Consider the following 16,467-nt stretch of genomic DNA (forward strand, 5'->3'; position numbering starts at 1 on the left):
AGAGGTTATGAATGGATTATTTTTTTATGCTTGAAGAAGTACTATTAACAAAAAGACCAGAGGAAAAGATCGAGAAATTCAATATTTTCTACGAAAAATTTTTAAATAATGAATTACAATTTAATAACGAACATATTGCTTGTGAGTTAATTGAACCATCTTATGAAAGTTATTTAGATATTGTAAAACCAACTGCTTTACCTAAAATCAAAAATTTTAATACAGATGAAGGTAAAAAGTACTTATTACATACAATTTTACATATTGAATACTCAGCAATTGATTTAGCTTTAGATGCAGCACTTAGATTTAAAAATAAACCAGATCAGTATTATAAAGATTGGTTAGAAGTTGCAGACGATGAAATTAGGCACTTTTTAATGTTAGAAGAGTTATTAGGTGAATTAGGTGGGAAATATGGAGATTTCCAAGTACATAAGAATTTATTTGAAGCAATGCAAGAAACTCCAGAGTTTTTAAGAAGAATGGCAGCAGTTCCTAGATATTTAGAAGCAAATGGTTTAGATCAAAATCCAAAAATCATGGAAAAACTAAAATCTAATAATGATCCATTTAATAGAAAAATTTTAAAAGCTTTAGAAATAATCTTAGAAGAAGAGGTTGATCACGTTACAAAGGGTGATGTTTGGTACAAATATGCTTGTGATTTAGAGAATCTTCCTTATGATAGTACTTACCTAGAAATTATTGAAGATGTATTTCCTGGTTCAACAAAAAGAAAAATGGACTTAAATTTCGAAGCTCGAAAAAAAGCCGGTTTCTCTTGTGATGTTTTAAAAGTACTATCTAAAAAAAGTGATTGTGTTTAAAAATATTTAATCTATCCTAACAACGGAAGCCCTCTCTTTGATGGCTTCTAAAAATCTACAAACAACTTTACTCCCATAAACTTTATTGTTTACAATTCTCTATAATTAACACTCAAATTCTTCCAATCTATACAAGCACACTAACTTGTCTATACAAGATGTAATCGCTGTGTAATCTTACTCTTTTATACTTCCTTCATCAAACTTGTATAGACAAGTAAAGGAGTTTAATTGAAACGTGTAGAAAAACCTATGTACGTAAAACTATATGAAGAAATATTAAAAAACATTGAAAATAAAAATTACAGTACTTCTGAAAAATTACCTTCAGAAAATGTATTTGCTACAACTTTTGATGTAAATCGACATACAGTAAGACAAGCATTATCAATGCTTAAAGATGAAGGTTATATCTACACAAAAAAAGGAAAAGGAAATTATATTTCTAATATTAAAGTGCCTTATTCAATTTCTGATAAAAGCTCTTATACTTCAAAAATATTAGATTTAGGATATGAGCCTAAAACAAAATTTTTAGGTGCAGATATTATTGAACCTACAAATGAAATTGCACAAAACCTTGGTTTAAATAAAAATTTAAAAGTAATAGAGTTAAGACTTTTACGTTATGCAAATGATTTACCAATATCTGTTTCATACTCATATTTTGATGCTTATATTTATAGAGAAATTATTAACAACTTAGATTGTAAACCATTCTCTTTATACAAAGTATTAGAAAAATGCTACCCAAATTTAGAAATCACAAAAGTCTCAACAGTTTTTGAATCACATACATCAACAAATGAATTAAGTGAATTATTAATGATGCCATCAAACTCACCAATATTAGCAGCTAGTACATTATCAAAAGATCAAGATGGAAATTTTGTTGAATACGGTACCTCTTTTTTTAGAGGCGACACATGTAAAATCAAAGTAGATTTAGTTTAAAAGGAAAAGTAATGATAAAAATGAAGAAATTAACTTTAGGTTATAAAAAAGAGAAGATTTTAAATGACATTGATTTAAAAGTAAAAAAAGGTGAATTCATTGGAATTATTGGAACTAGTGGAGCTGGGAAATCAACACTATTAATGTCTCTAACTGGTGGAATCAAAGTATTTGATGGGAAATTTGAAGTTTTAGATTATGACTTAAATAACATCAAAAAGAAAAACTTAATCAAATTAAGAGAACAAATTGGTGTAATTTTCCAAGGTTACAACCTAGTAGATAGATTAAGTGTATTAGACAATGTTGTAAGTGGAATGTTAAAAGATATTCCTGTATCACGAGCAATTTTAAAATTATATAAAGACAAGGAGATAAAAAAAGCAAAAGAGTATATGGACATAGTTGATATTACAAAACATTCACTAAAAAGGTGTGATGAACTTTCGGGAGGCCAAAGACAAAGAGTAGCAATTGCTAGGGCTTTAGCCGCTGAACCAAAGATTATCTTAGCAGATGAACCAGTTTCAGCACTTGATCCAAAAAGTGCAAAAAAAGTTATGGGTATTTTGAAGAAGGTAAATGAAGTTTATGGAGTAACCGTAATCGCAAACCTTCATCACTTGGAGTACGCAAAAGAGTACTGTGACAGAATCATTGGTGTGAATAATGGATCAGTAGTTTTTGACGACAACAGCGATCAACTAACAGATAAATTAGTTGAAAAAATTTATACAGTAAATAATTAAGGGATAAAAATGAAACTTATTAAGAATATTACAGTAGCAACACTTGCTTTGACTTTAGGTACAACTTCTATGATGGCACAAGAAAAATGGCCAGAAAAATTAACTTTTGGTGTAATTCCAGTAGCTGGTTCTACTTCAATGAAAGAGAACTTTGGTCCATTAACTGATTATATATCTAAACAATTAGGTATTAAAGTTGAAATGAAACTAGCAGGGGATTACACTGGAATTATTACTGGTATGCAACATAATCATATTGATGTAGCTTACCTTGGACCTAAATCTTATGTAGAAGCACACAAAAGAGCAAATGCAGAAGCTTTAGTTGTTGAAGTTGATGGAGAATCAGGACTTCCTGGTTATAGAGGAACAATTATTACAAAAAAAGGTTCAGGTCTTAAATCTTTAGCAGATATCAAAAACAAAACTTGGGCATTTACTTCTTCTCAATCTACATCAGGAACTTTAGTTCCAACTGTAATGTTTTCAAAAGCTGGTATCAATCCAAAAGATTACTTTAAAAAAGTAGTATATTCAGGTGGACATGAAGCTTCTATTCTTTCTGTAAAAGCTGGAAAAGTTGATGCAGCATCTACAAATAACTTAGACTTTAATAGAGGTTTAGGCAGACACTGGAATAAAGACCAATTTAATGTAATTTGGACTTCAGATTTAATTCCAGGAGCACCAGTAGCAGCTAGAGGAGATTTACCTTCGTCTTTAAAAATGGCATTAAAAGGTGCATTTTTATCTTATAACGATCCAGAAGGATTAAAAAGATTAAAAAATAAAGGCTTCATCAAAGGTGATGATTCAGTTTATGATTCAGTAAGAGAATTAATCAAATTAAAAAAACAATTAAAAAATAAAAAATAAATATCTAAATAAACAGGCTTAAGGGCCTGTTTTAAAAGGAAAAGTAATGAACATAGAAGAAATAAGGGATAAAAGTAACCCATTTTCATTTTCAAAATCAGTTGTAATTGTAATATTTTTATTAATTTTTATTCAAAGCTGGAAAGACACAGAAATGAGTGTTGTTTCACTAATTGATGGGTGGCATTATATGATGGAATATATTGCAGGTAATCCAGAAATAGAGAATAGTGGATTCTTCCCACCAAATTTAAATAGTGATGATTTAATGACTTATGCTTTATCTATGCTAGAAACAATTCAAATGGCAATTATTGCATTGATTCTATCAATTATCGTGGCAGTTCCATTGTCATATATGAGCTCAAGAAATATAATAAACATTTTAATACCAGGGAAATCTCCTATTCATGAGTTTACAAAAAGTGTGATATATGGAAGTGCTACCTTTGTTGCAAATGTATTTAGATCAATTAATGAAATCATTTGGGCACTAATATTTGTATCTGCAGTTGGACTTGGACCAATGGCAGGAATATTAGCTTTAGGAGTACATACAGCAGGAGTTTTAAGTAAATTATTAAGTGAAGGAAATGAATCAATTGATCCAGGACCTGTAGAAGCACTAACAACAACTGGTGCTGGGTTTATTAAAGTATTAATTTACGCAGTAATTCCTCAAACAATGCCTCATTTTGTATCTATGTGTTTATATAGATTTGAAAGCGATGTTAGATCTGCTTCAATTTTAGGATTTGTTGGAGCTGGTGGTATTGGTTTTTATCTATTTGATAAGATGAGAGCTTTTGAAAATGGCGATGTTTGTACAATTATTATTGTTATTGTATTGACAGTTTGGGGATTAGACAAAGTAAGTGCAATTATTAGAAAAAGGTTTATATAAATGAAAAGAGAAGATATTAATTCATTAGCACAATTAGTTGCAAAAGCTGAATTAAAAAAATTATATACAAAAATAAATGAAAAACATTCTATTAAAGTTTTAACTGCTCCAACTGAACAAACATTACTTGTTCCTGTAAAAGACCCAATTTCAGGCGGTGAGTTTTATGCGGGAGAAGTTCTTGTAACATCAACTATTGTATCTGTAGATAATATAAAAGGTTGGTCAATGGTTATGGATTCAAATAATAAACTATCTCTTTATACTGCGGTTTTAGATGCGAGTTTTGAAGCAAATATTTTTAAAGATGAAATAAAAACTTTACTAAAAAGTGCTAAAAAAGCTGAAGAAAAAGCCAATAAAGAACAAAACAAAAAAGTGAACTCAACTAGAGTTTCTTTTGATTTAATGTAAGGTAATTAAATAATGAATACAGTTGATATAGAAAAATTAAATAGAGATAATTTTAGAGCAATGATGAATGTGTTATCAATGCCAGGAAGTGTTGAAAAAGTTGAGTCATTATTTGATTCTGATTTATTAGCAATTGCAAATACACTTCTATATTCAGAGGTTTCTTTTAATTATGAAGGGAAAGAGGAATTTGCACTAATTGAAGCAATTACAAATTCAAAAGAGAATGATTTAGAAAATGCAGACTATATTTTTTGTGATGAGATTAGCGAATTTGCATTTAATAAAGGAAAAGTAGGAACTTCAAAAGATCCTGAATTTTCAGCAACATATATTTTCAAATGCAAAAACTTCAAAGGTCAAAAAATAAAACTAACTGGTCCTGGAATTAATAAAGAAAAAATTGTTTCTTTGCCAGTAGATAAGTCTTTTGTAAACTTTTTCAATGAAAAGAATTCATATTTTCCTTTAGGAAATGAAGTTTTCTTTTTAAACAAAAATAGCGAAATAACTGCAATTTCTAGAACAACAAAAATGGAGATAATCTAATGGCATATTATGCAATAAAAGGCGGAGAAGAGGCTATTAAAAACTCATTAGATTTTTATGCTGATTTAACAAATAGCGCTGATGAATTAGAAGATGAAGTATTAATTAAATCATTGACTTTTTCAATTGACAGAGTTATGAGTGAAGGTTCGTTATATTCAAAAAAACTAGCTGCTAGGTCTATTAAAAGAAGTGCCGGAGATTTATTAAATGCATCTTTCTTTTTAAGAGCACACAGATCTTCTTGTCAAAGAATCGGTATTTCTAGAACTATAGACATAAATAAAATGAGATTATCGAGAAGAATTTCTTCAGCTTTTAAAGATATTGAAGGAGGGCAATTATTAGGGCCTTCAAATGATTATGAAATCAAATTATTAGTTGATTTAAAAAATGAAGATGTAAATATTGAAGAGTATTCAAGTAAAGATTGTGTTATTAAATCTGCTTTATCTCCACTAAGAGATGATGATTTAATCAAAAAACTTCCAAAAGAAGAAAAGATTTGGGATGTTACAAGAAATTATCCAAGTGCGCCATATCCAAGATCGGCAGTCCTTCAAGTAATGAGTAGAGCTGAAACTGGCTCATTATTATGTGTAGGATACACAACTATGAGAGGTTATGGGGATATTCACCCAACTATTGGAGATTTGAGAATTGGTGAACTTGATATTGATTTCACTCATCCCTTTACAAAAAAAGATGTAAAAGTTGGAAGTATTGAAGCTACTGCTGTTGAGTGTGTTGGTACATTTAATCAAGATGAAAATGGTGATACAAAACTAACTACTGGTTTTGGATTTTGTTTTGGGAAGAATGAAACAAAAGCTATTTCTATGTCTATGATTGATTTATCTTTGTATAACACACATTATTCAGTTGGTGGAGAGCATATTATTGCAGCTGATTTTGACATGATTATGCATCACTTAGATGGAATTGAGTCATTTGGTATGACAAATCACTTTAAATTACCTCATTATGTTACTTTCCAAACTGATTATCAGATTTTTAAATCGGCTCAAAAGTATTCAAATGACAAAAAAGGAGATGCAAAATGAGATATGCATTTTTAGATGAAGAAGCAAAAAAAGAGATTAGAAGATCTATTTTAAAAGCTATTGCAATTCCTGGTTATATTGTTGGTTTTGCTTCAAGAGAATTGCCAGTAGCTCGTGGTTGGGGTACTGGTGGTCTGCAAGTAACACTTGCACTTATAAATGAAAAAGATAATTTAAAAGTAATTGACCAAGGTTGTGATGGAAGTGTAAATGCTGTAAATATTAGGAACTTTATAAAATCTGTAACTAATGTAAATACAACTACAAAAACAACAGATGCCAGTATTATTCAAACAAGACATAGAGTTCCAGAGATTGAACTAGAAGAGAGACAAACTCTTGTTTATCAAGTTCCTATGCCAGATGTACTTGAAACAGTTGAACCAAATATATCTAAAGCAAAATTATTACATGCTAATGCTGATTATTCAAAACTATGGGTTTTATTATATGAAGATACATCACAGTTTGGGGATTCTAGGATTTCTAATAGATATCCAGTAATGGTAAATAATAGATATGCAATGGATCCAAGTCCAATACCAAAGTATGATACACCTAAACTAAATGATTGTAAAGCATTACAAATATTTGGAGCAGGAAGAGAAAAGAAAATCTATGCAATACCACCATATACAAAAGTAGAACCTTTAAAATTTGAAGATAGAGATTTTAAAGTTGAAAACTTTGATGGTAAGTCTTGTTCTAGATGTGGAAGTACAAACTCTTTTCTAGATGAAGTTTATGATGATGAGGGTATTACTCATTATTATTGTAATGACACAGATTATTGTGATAGTAATATTGAAGTAGGAGAAAAATAATGGTACTAGATATGAAAAATGTTTCTAAAGTTTTTGGTAAATTTTGTCCAAAATGTTTAGAAACAACTGGTGCAAATTTTAATAGTTCTATTTGTCCTACTTGTAAAAGTGTTGTGGGAGTAAATGATGTAAATCTAGCTCTTTCAAAAGGGGAAGTTTTAGGAATAGTAGGTGAGAGTGGTAGTGGAAAATCAACACTATTACAACTAATTTATCAAGATCAAAAAGCATCATTAGGTGAAATATTTGTAAAAGATTTTCTTGGAAATAATGGGGAAAGAAAAAATATCCTTGATGCAAACCTAAATGAATTATCTCATTTACGAAACTCTTTGATGTCTATGATTTATCAAAATCCAAGACTTGGACTTAATTATAATTTCTCAGCTGGCGGTAATATCGCTGAGAAAGTAATAATGAGTGGGAATAAGAAATATGATGAGATTAGAAATAGAGCTTTATTCTTTTTAGATAAAACAGAAATTCCAACATCTAGAATTGATGATTATCCTGAGTATTTCTCAGGAGGACAACAACAAAGAATTCAAATTTCAAAAGCATTATCATCTAATCCTAAGATATTACTTTTAGATGAGCCTACAACAGGTCTTGATTTATCAGTACAAGCAAAAATACTTGATTTAATAAAAGAGTTACAACACGAAATTGGTTTTTCAATGATTGTAGTTTCACACGATTTAGGAGTTATTAAACACCTAACAGACATAACTGTTGTTATGAAAAATGGGCAAATAGTTGAAAAAGGTCTAACAGATCAGATATTAGAAGACCCACAACATCCATATACACAATTACTTGTGTCATCAATACTGTAAAGGCTAATTATGACTAGATTAGAAGTAAAAAATTTAAATAAAACATTTAAAGTACATACTCAAGGAAGTATTGAAGTTAAAGGTTTTGAAAACATTTCGTTTGAAGTTAAAAATGGAGAGTTCTTATCTCTATTTGGACCAAGTGGAGCAGGGAAGTCATCTATATTAAAAACACTGTTTAGAACATATACAACAACAAATGGACAAGTTATCTTTCATAGGGATAATGGAAATAAAATAGATATTTCATCAGCAAATGAAAGTGAAATTTTAGAGCTTAGAAAAAGAGAAATTGGTTATGTATCACAATTCTTACAAATTTTACCAAGAGTATCAGCAGTTGATGTTGTAGCGGAACAGCTTATTTTCAAAGGTGAAAGTGAAGAAATCTCAAGAGTTAAAGCAAAAGAGATGTTAGATTATTTATCAATTCGAGAAGAGTTGTTTGATTTATCTCCTTTAACTTTCTCAGGTGGAGAGCAACAAAGAGTAAATATAGCAAAAGGAATTATTGCACCAAAATCTTTACTATTGCTAGATGAGCCAACTGCCTCATTAGATAAAAAGAACACAATGAAAGTAGTTGAAAAACTAAAAGTACTTAAAACTCAAGGTGTTGCAATGGTTGGGATTTTCCATGACTTAGAAGCAATGGAAATGATTAGTGACAAAATATACAAATTAAAGAGAGTTAAATAAAGTGGAAACAATTTTAAGAAGTAAAAATGTATTAATTAACGAAGAGTTTGTCTCAGCTGATGTTGTAATCTATAAAGATTTAATTAAAAGAGTTGATAAATACGGAGTAAATGAAGTTGCAGTTGATTTAGGTGAGAAAAAAATAGCTCCAGGAATTGTAGATTTACACTCAGATGCAATTGAAAAAGAGATTGAACCAAGACCAGGAGCTACTTTTAGCATTGAAACAGCAGTTGCTGAGCTTGATAAAAAGCTATCAATGGCAGGAGTTACAACAATGTTCCATGCTATTGGCTTTGAAGAAAACCCTAAAAAGAAAAGAAGCATTGATTTAGCAAAACAACAAATTGAAGAGATTTATACAGCTAATAAAAAACACTTAGGGGTTGATAATTATATTCATGCAAGATTTGAATTAAGCTCTGATGAGGCAGTTGAACCTATAAAAGAAGTTATTTCAAATGGAATGGTTAAATTAGTATCTTTAATGGATCATAGTCCTGGGCAAGGTCAATTTAAATCTTTAGAATCATTTCAAAAATATTATGGAAGTTATTATGGATTAAATGAGGAAGAAGTACAAAGTGTAGTTGATAAAAAACTCTCAAAAGATGAAGAAAAAATCAATGATTTAATTTCCCATGCTAAAGAGCATAATTTAACACTATTAAGTCATGATGATGATTGTATTGAAAAACTTGATGGTCTACTAAATCTAGGAGTTCAAATCTCAGAGTTTCCATTAGATTTAGAAGTTGCAAAGTATGCAGTATCTAAAGGAATTGCTACAGGAATGGGAGCACCAAATATTGTAAGAGGTGGATCTCAAAGTGGAAATATCGCAGCAATTGAGTTAGTAAAAGAAGATGTTTGTAAATATCTTTGTTCAGATTATCATCCAACATCTATGTTACAAGCAGTTTATAGAATGAAAGAGGATGCAAATCTTGATATTGCAAAAGGATTCTCAATGGTTACATCAACACCAGCAAAATACGCTAATTTAGACGATAGAGGTGAAATTGCTGTTGGTAAAAAAGCTGATATTATTGTTATTGATGATACACATATTCCAAAAGTAGTTCTTACATTAAAAGATGGTGATTCAATATACAATGGTATTAGAGGCTTTAGGTTATAGGACTTTATTATGACTAAAATAGAGAGTTTTAATGAAGAAATAGAAGTAGAACTTGGTATTAAACCATTTATTTTTCCAAAGGCAATTATAAAGAATTGTTCCTTTGGAAAATATACTGAAATACGTGATTATGTAAATATTAGTGATTCTATTATGGATGATTATTCTTATGTATGTGAGTATTCTCAAATCACAAATACAAAAATTGGTAAGTTTGTAAATATTGCTTCAAATGTTCGAATTAATCCTGGTTTTCATCCCTATGAAATGCCTTGCCAACATCATTTTATGTATAGAAGAAAAAGTTATGGTTTTGGTGAAGATGATAAAGCCTTTTTTCATTATAGAAATTTACAAAAAGTAGAAATAGGGCATGATGTTTGGATTGGACATGGTGCAGTTATAATGCCAGGAGTAAAAATTGCTAATGGTGCTATTATTGGATCAAATTGTGTTGTAACAAAAGATGTACCTGCTTATGCAATTGTAGTTGGTGTAAGTGGCAAAATTCTTAAATATAGATTCTCAAATGAGATTATAAAAAAACTTGAAAAAATTTCTTGGTGGAATTGGGAATATGAAGAAATAAAAAATAATTTAGATAATTTTAAAGATATTCGTGAGTTTCTTTATAAATTTTCATAAAAGACAATTTTTATCCACCTTTATAACCTTTGTTTTATTATTTAATTACTATCATTAAATAAAACACAAGGAAATTTATGAGAAGTTTAAATTTATCCACAAAAATAATTTCTAGTATGCTTATTTCAATAATAGGAATGGCAATTATTTCTTTTTCCTCTTATGTAGGAATTAGCTCAATTGGAAAGGAATTGGTTGAAATTGCGGAATACCAAATTCCAATAAATAAAGCGACTATCGAACTAGAGAAAGATATCCTAAAAGAGGAAATCCTGACTTATGAACTATTTATTGCAAGTAAAAATATAAATAGTGATGAATTTAAAAAAGCAAAAACTAATATTGAAGAGCTTGAAGTAAAAACGGATAAAGCTATTATTCATGCTGAGGATTTAGTTAAAAAAGCAGTTGATCACGCGGATACAATTGAAACGAAAAATTTATATAATAATTTTTTACAAGAGTTAAAAACACTTGAAAAAGAACAAAAAATCTTTAAAAAAGAGTTATCTAAATTTATTCATGCTTTAAAAGATGGTAATTATGACCAAGTTTTAAAAGAGAAAAAAATCTTAATTGCTGAACTTAAACAAATGGATCATAATATTGAAAAACTTCTTACAGAATTAACTACTTTATTAGAAGAATCAGCTTTAACAGCAGAACATGATGAAGAAAGAGTATTACTTATAATTGAAATAATAGCAGCAATTGCACTATTATTATCAATAATAGCAGCTATTATTGTAATAAAATATTTTAATAAAACAATACATGATTTTAGAATGGGCATTAGAGGATTCTTTAAATATTTAGGTAAAGAAACAAATGATGTAAAACTTCTAAATGATTCAGTACAAGATGAATTTGGTGAAATGTCAACAGCTGTTAATAAGTATATTGGTAGAACTAAAACAATGATTGATGAAGATAAAGAGTTTATCTATGCAGTACAAGGACTTGTTTCAAATATTAAAAATGGTGATCTAGCTTCAAGAATTGATATCAATACAAATAATGAAAGTTTTGAAGAATTAAAAACAAATTTAAATGAAATGTTAGATACTTTAGAATCAAGTGTTGGTAAAGATACAAATAAAATCTTAGCTGTTTTAGTAAAATTATCTAGTCAAGACTTTAGCCAAAATATTGCCAATCCAGAAGGTAAAATTGAAAAATCATTAAATGAAGTAATATTATTAATTAATGAAATGTTACTTGATAATAAAAAGAATGGTTTAACACTTGATACTTCAGCAAATACTTTATTAAGTAATGTTGATAAATTAAATACAAGTTCAAACGAAGCAGCAGCTTCACTAGAAGAAACAGCTGCAGCACTAGAAGAAATTACAGGTAATGTAAGTTCAACAACTTTAAAAATTAATCAAATGTCAGTATTAGCTGATGAAGTTACTAAGTCAACAAATGAAGGTGAAGATTTAGCTTCTAAAACTACAAAAGCAATGGACGAGATTAATTCTCAAGTAACTGCTATTAATGATGCAATTACAGTAATTGACCAAATTGCATTCCAAACAAATATTCTATCACTTAATGCAGCAGTTGAAGCAGCAACAGCTGGAGAAGCTGGTAAAGGATTTGCAGTAGTTGCAGCAGAAGTTAGAAACCTAGCTTCAAGATCCGCAGAAGCTGCTAAAGAGATTAAAGACTTAGTTGAAAATGCAAATGTTAAAGCTAATGAAGGTAAAAACATTGCTGATAAAATGATTCATGGTTATACTAGTTTAAATAGTGATATTAATAAAACTATTGAATTAATTTCAGATGTTACAAATGCAGCAAAAGAGCAAGAAACTGGTATTGTACAAATTAATGATGCAGTTAACTTATTAGATCAACAAACTCAACAAAATGCTAGAATTGCAAGTGAAACACAAGATATTGCATCTCATACTTCAACTATTGCAAAAGATATTCTACTAGACGTTGATAAAAAAGAATTTATTGGTAAGGATTCAATTAAACAAGAAACTCCTCCAATGATTAATAAAACTCCTATACAGAAGAAACCTCAAGTTAAATATGAACCTAAAAAAGCACCTGCTTTTGAACAAAAAAATAAACCCAAAGTTATAGAAGCAAATAGTTCATCTGATGATGAATGGGAAAGCTTCTAAACTCAATTATTAACACCTAAGAATTACTCTTAGGTGTTTCTTCTAAATCCTCTTAAATACTTCAAATTGTAACCAAAGAAGAACTTTTCTTCGATATAGTAAATCTAATAAATAATAATGTTTAAGCATTAAATTTATACAAATATTCAAAAAGAAGAAAATTATGAAAACAAAAATTATATTAATCGTAGGTCCAAGTGGAGTTGGTAAAGATACACTAATTAAAGGTGCAAAAAAAGAATTAAAAACTGATATAAATTTTGTAAAAAGATATATTACAAGAAAGCCTGATAAAAGTGAAAAAAATTACTATTTGGATGAATATGCTTTTGAAATTTTAAAACATAATAGTTTATTTGTTTCAACATGGAATGCACATGAAAATTTTTATGGTATTTCTAAAAATTCAATTAAAAATGGTTTAAATATAATCTCTATATCGAGATCAAAAATTGAAGATTTTGAAAAGGTATATAAAGATGTTTATACTATAAATATAACTGTTCCTAAAGAAGAATTAAGAAGTAGACTACTTATTAGAAAAAGAGAAACAGAAGAAGAAATTGAAAAAAGACTAAATAGAACTTACAAAAAAATCAATGCAAGAAACTTAATAGAATTCGATAACTCTGGTGACATTGAAAAATCTATAGAAAGTTTTGTCAAAGTATTAAAAAAGATTGATAGTGAGTAGAATAAACATTGCTACATATAATATTTGGAAAGATGATGGTGACTTTCCAAATAGAATCTATAATTTATCAAATAAATTAAAAAACAATAAATTTGATATTATTTGTTTACAAGAAGATTATAATTCAAAAGATTTTTCTAGTAGTAGGTTTCTAAATATTGAACTTGATTTTAACTATATTTCTACATCAACACGAACAAAAATAAGAAATGGCAAAAATAGTAGTTCCAATCTTACTATATTATCAAAGTATGATACAAAACTTTTGCAAGAGATTTATTTTGATAAAGATGGACCCCAAGAGAGAGCTTTTCAAATTATTGAAGTAAATATAAAGAACAAAAAAGTCTTAGTAGTAAATACACATTTATCTCATATTAATAGTAAAACTAGATACGATCAAATGCAATTAATTCTAACTCACTTAAGAAATTATAATGAATATGATATTACATTTTTATGTGGAGATTTTAATGCTCAACCAAACTCAAAAGAGATTAAATTAATACGAGAAATGGGATTTAAAGATAAGAATATTCAACAAAGCCATGAACATGGTATTATTATAGATTATATCTTTTATAAAACAAAAAATACACCACAAAGTATAAAATCAAAAATCATACTAAAAGAGTATAGTGATCATTATTGCTTAATAAATTCTTTTAGGATATAAGGTTAAATATGAAGCTAAAATTTTTAGGTACTGCTGATAGTGCGGGTTTTCCTGTACATAATTGTTTATGTAATGTATGTGTTTATCATAGAGAAAAAGGTTTACAAAATCTCTCTACTTCTGCATATATTAAAATTGATGATTCTCATATATTACTTGATGCTGGAATTGAAAATATCTCTAATATTTTTGATGGCAAAAAAATAAAATCTATTTTTCTTACTCATTTTCATGCTGATCATTGTTTGGGATTATTACGACTTAGACACTCAAATGATTATATACCTTGTTATCATCCAAAAGATGAAAATGGTTTTTCTGATTTATTTAAACACAAACATTCTATAGGTTATAACGAAATAAAAGAGTTTGAATCTATAATAGTAGAAAATATTAAATTTACTTCTATTCCTCTAAAACATTCTAAAAATACTTTTGGTTATTTCATTGAAACTAAAAATGTAAATATTGCTTATTTAACAGATTGTTCAGGTCTTCCAATAGAATCAATGAAGTTTTTAAAAAATAAAAAAATTGACTATGCTTTTATCGATGCGTGTTATGATGAGAGAAAGAATACTGGTAATCACTTAAATTATATTCAAGCAAGTGATATTTTAGATGAGTTAAAAGTAAAAAATGGATATTTAATGCATATATCACATACAACACTAGAATATATCTTAGAGAATAATATTATTCTTAGATATAAATATGTAAAAGCAAATGATGAGTTTTATCTAGATTAAATACTCTTTTGTATTTTTTTCTTGTTGTAGTTATTAAAGTATTTTTCTAAAACTACTTTGGATACAGTATCTAAAGGTTCATGTTTTGATGAACAAGCAGAAAAAAATAAAATTATTGATATAGATAATATATAAGTTTTCATAATTATCCTTTTTTATTTATTTTATAAGATAAAAGAATCTTTTAATAGATATATTATGTCTCTTAATGCCATTCTACTTATATATTATTCTAGCAAAGGCAAAAACAAATAATGCAATAGATATTTCTTTGTAATCCTTATCTAAATTAAGTAAATACAATGATGAGAGCATTAAAACAATAGAGAATATTTTTGGTGCTAAGTAGCTTTTTATTTCTTTTTGTAGATACTCTAATTGATTAGATGATAACTCCACTTTTAATTCTCCAACACTTGCTTGTTTTACTGCTGTTTTAAAATCCTTTATAGTAAATGGTATATCTTTTAATTCATCAATTATTGTTTCCACTATGGATTCTTTTGCACCTAAAGCTTTTGGAAGATTATCTTTTAAGATTGGTAATATGTCTTTTACACCATTAAAGTTTTCAATATAAGTAGTGCCTAATCCTTCAATTATTGCACTTACTCTTAAGATATAAATAGCATCACTTGGTAACTTAAAAGGCATATCTCTAGTCGTACTTAATACATCAAAGGCCAACTTTTGCATTGATTCACTATCTAAATTATCATTAGAAAAGATATCAAACATTTTAGAAGTAAATTGTGTCAATTCTGAAGTAGGGGCTTCATAGGCTATTGTTCCTAATCTCTTGCTTGCACTTATATATAATTCATAGTCTTGCTCATTTGCACCTTTGATTAATTCGATAATAGCAACTCTTTTATCATTAGAAACTGTTTTTACCATACCAAAATCAAGTAGTATAATTTCACCTTCTTTTGTAATTAGTAAATTGCCAGGATGTGGGTCAGCATGAAAATATCCATTAATTAACATCTGTGTTGTATAAAACCCAACTAGTTTTGAAATGATCTTATTAAAATCTATATTATGTTTAAAGAGTGATTTTTTATCATCAAATCTAAAACCTTCTTCATAACTCATAACAAGTGCATCATCGCAAGAGTATTGAGCATAAGGAATTGGAAATTTTATTTCTGAGTTTTTATATGTTTTTGAGAATTTTATTAAATTTTGTAATTCTATACTTAGGCTTATTTCTTCTTTTATCATTGAAGAAAACTCTGAAACAACTGCTTCAATTGAATTTTTTGTATAAAAAGAAAATAATGGTTTAAATATAGTATTAAAGAAATTGATTATATGAATATCTGCTAAAACACGCTGTTTGATGCCTTCTCGTCTTAGTTTAACAGCAACTTTTTCACCTGTTTTTAGCTTTGCAATATGCACTTGTCCAATTGATGCGGAGGCAAGAGCATTGTTATCAAAATATTCAAAAGGAGTATTCTTAAATGATTTATCAAACACTCTTTTGAAACTATCATTTGACATAGTAGGAAGTTTATCATGTAATTGTCTAAGTTCTTGTAAATAATCTTCACCAAAAAAATCAGCTCTAGTAGCTAAAACTTGGGCAAGTTTTATAAAGCTTGCACCTAAGTGTATAGTTGTATTTTTTAAATCAATAGGGCAAAGAGGTTTAATCCAAAGAAAACTATCTTTTTTCTTAATTACTAAATAAATTGTCATTAAAAACCTAAAAACTTT

19 protein-coding genes are annotated in these 16,467 nt (G+C 28.2%); 17 read left to right on the top strand and 2 right to left on the bottom strand.

The window, feature by feature from the left end; genetic code table 11:
• Window positions 1–11 precede the first annotated feature (11 nt).
• The 17 genes from ALEK_RS08685 to ALEK_RS08765 all read left to right on the top strand — a co-directional run bounded on the left by ALEK_RS08685 (window position 12) and on the right by ALEK_RS08765 (window position 14,745).
• A complete protein-coding gene (locus tag ALEK_RS08685) occupies window positions 12–830 on the top strand; it encodes a ferritin-like domain-containing protein (protein ID WP_071625553.1) in 819 nt (272 codons plus the stop codon).
• Window positions 831–1,061: 231 nt separating this feature from the next.
• On the top strand, window positions 1,062–1,784 hold the full coding sequence (locus tag ALEK_RS08690) for a GntR family transcriptional regulator (protein WP_071625552.1): 723 nt from the start codon (window positions 1,062–1,064) through the stop codon (window positions 1,782–1,784).
• A gap of 11 nt (window positions 1,785–1,795) precedes the next feature.
• Entirely contained in the window at window positions 1,796–2,533 is a 738-nt protein-coding gene (gene phnC / locus ALEK_RS08695) for a phosphonate ABC transporter ATP-binding protein (protein ID WP_071625551.1), read from the top strand.
• A gap of 9 nt (window positions 2,534–2,542) precedes the next feature.
• The gene (gene phnD, locus ALEK_RS08700) at window positions 2,543–3,409 is read left to right on the top strand and encodes a phosphonate ABC transporter substrate-binding protein (protein WP_071625550.1); all 867 of its coding nucleotides are present in this window, start codon (window positions 2,543–2,545) and stop codon (window positions 3,407–3,409) included.
• 46 nt (window positions 3,410–3,455) lie between these two features.
• Window positions 3,456–4,313 carry a phosphonate ABC transporter, permease protein PhnE gene (phnE, locus tag ALEK_RS08705; protein ID WP_071625549.1) on the top strand — a complete coding sequence of 286 codons (858 nt, stop codon included), beginning with the start codon at window positions 3,456–3,458 and terminating at the stop codon, window positions 4,311–4,313.
• A complete protein-coding gene (locus ALEK_RS08710) occupies window positions 4,314–4,727 on the top strand; it encodes a phosphonate C-P lyase system protein PhnG (RefSeq protein ID WP_071625548.1) in 414 nt (137 codons plus the stop codon). It abuts the gene before it with no gap.
• A 12-nt stretch (window positions 4,728–4,739) separates the two neighbouring features.
• Window positions 4,740–5,276 carry a phosphonate C-P lyase system protein PhnH gene (gene phnH, locus ALEK_RS08715; RefSeq protein ID WP_071625547.1) on the top strand — a complete coding sequence of 179 codons (537 nt, stop codon included), beginning with the start codon at window positions 4,740–4,742 and terminating at the stop codon, window positions 5,274–5,276.
• Window positions 5,276–6,340, top strand: coding sequence for a carbon-phosphorus lyase complex subunit PhnI (locus ALEK_RS08720; protein ID WP_071625546.1), 1,065 nt, complete (start codon window positions 5,276–5,278; stop codon window positions 6,338–6,340). The genes phnH and ALEK_RS08720 overlap by 1 nt, the downstream gene beginning before the upstream one ends.
• A complete protein-coding gene (locus tag ALEK_RS08725; protein ID WP_071625545.1) occupies window positions 6,337–7,164 on the top strand; it encodes an alpha-D-ribose 1-methylphosphonate 5-phosphate C-P-lyase PhnJ in 828 nt (275 codons plus the stop codon). The genes ALEK_RS08720 and ALEK_RS08725 overlap by 4 nt, the downstream gene beginning before the upstream one ends.
• The gene (locus tag ALEK_RS08730) at window positions 7,164–8,000 is read left to right on the top strand and encodes an ATP-binding cassette domain-containing protein (RefSeq protein ID WP_071625544.1); all 837 of its coding nucleotides are present in this window, start codon (window positions 7,164–7,166) and stop codon (window positions 7,998–8,000) included. Before ALEK_RS08725 ends, ALEK_RS08730 begins: the two co-directional genes overlap by 1 nt.
• 9 nt (window positions 8,001–8,009) lie before the next feature.
• Window positions 8,010–8,699: a phosphonate C-P lyase system protein PhnL gene (gene phnL / locus ALEK_RS08735; protein WP_071625543.1), complete on the top strand. Its 690-nt coding sequence runs from the start codon at window positions 8,010–8,012 to the stop codon at window positions 8,697–8,699.
• Between the two features lies 1 nt (window position 8,700).
• Entirely contained in the window at window positions 8,701–9,840 is a 1,140-nt protein-coding gene (locus ALEK_RS08740) for an alpha-D-ribose 1-methylphosphonate 5-triphosphate diphosphatase (protein ID WP_071625542.1), read from the top strand.
• 9 nt (window positions 9,841–9,849) lie between these two features.
• Window positions 9,850–10,485, top strand: a complete 636-nt coding sequence (locus tag ALEK_RS08745; RefSeq protein ID WP_071625541.1) for an LbetaH domain-containing protein — start codon at window positions 9,850–9,852, stop codon at window positions 10,483–10,485.
• Window positions 10,486–10,562: 77 nt separating this feature from the next.
• Window positions 10,563–12,626, top strand: coding sequence for a methyl-accepting chemotaxis protein (locus ALEK_RS08750; RefSeq protein WP_071625540.1), 2,064 nt, complete (start codon window positions 10,563–10,565; stop codon window positions 12,624–12,626).
• Between the two features lie 163 nt (window positions 12,627–12,789).
• Window positions 12,790–13,320 carry an AAA family ATPase gene (locus ALEK_RS08755; RefSeq protein ID WP_071625539.1) on the top strand — a complete coding sequence of 177 codons (531 nt, stop codon included), beginning with the start codon at window positions 12,790–12,792 and terminating at the stop codon, window positions 13,318–13,320.
• A complete protein-coding gene (locus ALEK_RS08760) occupies window positions 13,313–13,996 on the top strand; it encodes an endonuclease/exonuclease/phosphatase family protein (protein ID WP_071625538.1) in 684 nt (227 codons plus the stop codon). Before ALEK_RS08755 ends, ALEK_RS08760 begins: the two co-directional genes overlap by 8 nt.
• 8 nt (window positions 13,997–14,004) lie before the next feature.
• Window positions 14,005–14,745 (top strand): MBL fold metallo-hydrolase, encoded by a 741-nt coding sequence (locus tag ALEK_RS08765; RefSeq protein ID WP_071625537.1) that lies wholly within the window; start codon window positions 14,005–14,007, stop codon window positions 14,743–14,745.
• On the opposite strand, the gene ALEK_RS08770 is transcribed toward ALEK_RS08765, so the two are convergent.
• Together ALEK_RS08770 and ALEK_RS08775 are read right to left on the bottom strand one after the other, a co-directional pair.
• Entirely contained in the window at window positions 14,742–14,888 is a 147-nt protein-coding gene (locus ALEK_RS08770; RefSeq protein ID WP_164072415.1) for a hypothetical protein, read from the bottom strand. The genes ALEK_RS08765 and ALEK_RS08770 overlap by 4 nt on opposite strands.
• 73 nt (window positions 14,889–14,961) lie before the next feature.
• Window positions 14,962–16,449, bottom strand: a complete 1,488-nt coding sequence (locus ALEK_RS08775; RefSeq protein WP_228146247.1) for an ABC1 kinase family protein — start codon at window positions 16,447–16,449, stop codon at window positions 14,962–14,964.
• Window positions 16,450–16,467 lie beyond the last annotated feature (18 nt).

The sequence above is a fragment of the Poseidonibacter lekithochrous genome (genome assembly GCF_013283835.1).
GTDB lineage: Bacteria > Campylobacterota > Campylobacteria > Campylobacterales > Arcobacteraceae > Poseidonibacter > Poseidonibacter lekithochrous.

Coding starts and splice junctions, on each gene's coding strand:
- ALEK_RS08685 (WP_071625553.1), top strand. CDS start 12: ATGGATTATTTTTTTATGCTTGAAGAAGTACTATTAACAAAAAGACCA.
- phnC (WP_071625551.1), top strand. CDS start 1,796: ATGATAAAAATGAAGAAATTAACTTTAGGTTATAAAAAAGAGAAGATT.
- phnD (WP_071625550.1), top strand. CDS start 2,543: ATGAAACTTATTAAGAATATTACAGTAGCAACACTTGCTTTGACTTTA.
- phnE (WP_071625549.1), top strand. CDS start 3,456: ATGAACATAGAAGAAATAAGGGATAAAAGTAACCCATTTTCATTTTCA.
- ALEK_RS08710 (WP_071625548.1), top strand. CDS start 4,314: ATGAAAAGAGAAGATATTAATTCATTAGCACAATTAGTTGCAAAAGCT.
- phnH (WP_071625547.1), top strand. CDS start 4,740: ATGAATACAGTTGATATAGAAAAATTAAATAGAGATAATTTTAGAGCA.
- ALEK_RS08720 (WP_071625546.1), top strand. CDS start 5,276: ATGGCATATTATGCAATAAAAGGCGGAGAAGAGGCTATTAAAAACTCA.
- ALEK_RS08725 (WP_071625545.1), top strand. CDS start 6,337: ATGAGATATGCATTTTTAGATGAAGAAGCAAAAAAAGAGATTAGAAGA.
- ALEK_RS08730 (WP_071625544.1), top strand. CDS start 7,164: ATGGTACTAGATATGAAAAATGTTTCTAAAGTTTTTGGTAAATTTTGT.
- phnL (WP_071625543.1), top strand. CDS start 8,010: ATGACTAGATTAGAAGTAAAAAATTTAAATAAAACATTTAAAGTACAT.
- ALEK_RS08745 (WP_071625541.1), top strand. CDS start 9,850: ATGACTAAAATAGAGAGTTTTAATGAAGAAATAGAAGTAGAACTTGGT.
- ALEK_RS08750 (WP_071625540.1), top strand. CDS start 10,563: ATGAGAAGTTTAAATTTATCCACAAAAATAATTTCTAGTATGCTTATT.
- ALEK_RS08755 (WP_071625539.1), top strand. CDS start 12,790: ATGAAAACAAAAATTATATTAATCGTAGGTCCAAGTGGAGTTGGTAAA.
- ALEK_RS08765 (WP_071625537.1), top strand. CDS start 14,005: ATGAAGCTAAAATTTTTAGGTACTGCTGATAGTGCGGGTTTTCCTGTA.
- ALEK_RS08770 (WP_164072415.1), bottom strand. CDS start 14,888: ATGAAAACTTATATATTATCTATATCAATAATTTTATTTTTTTCTGCT.
- ALEK_RS08775 (WP_228146247.1), bottom strand. CDS start 16,449: ATGACAATTTATTTAGTAATTAAGAAAAAAGATAGTTTTCTTTGGATT.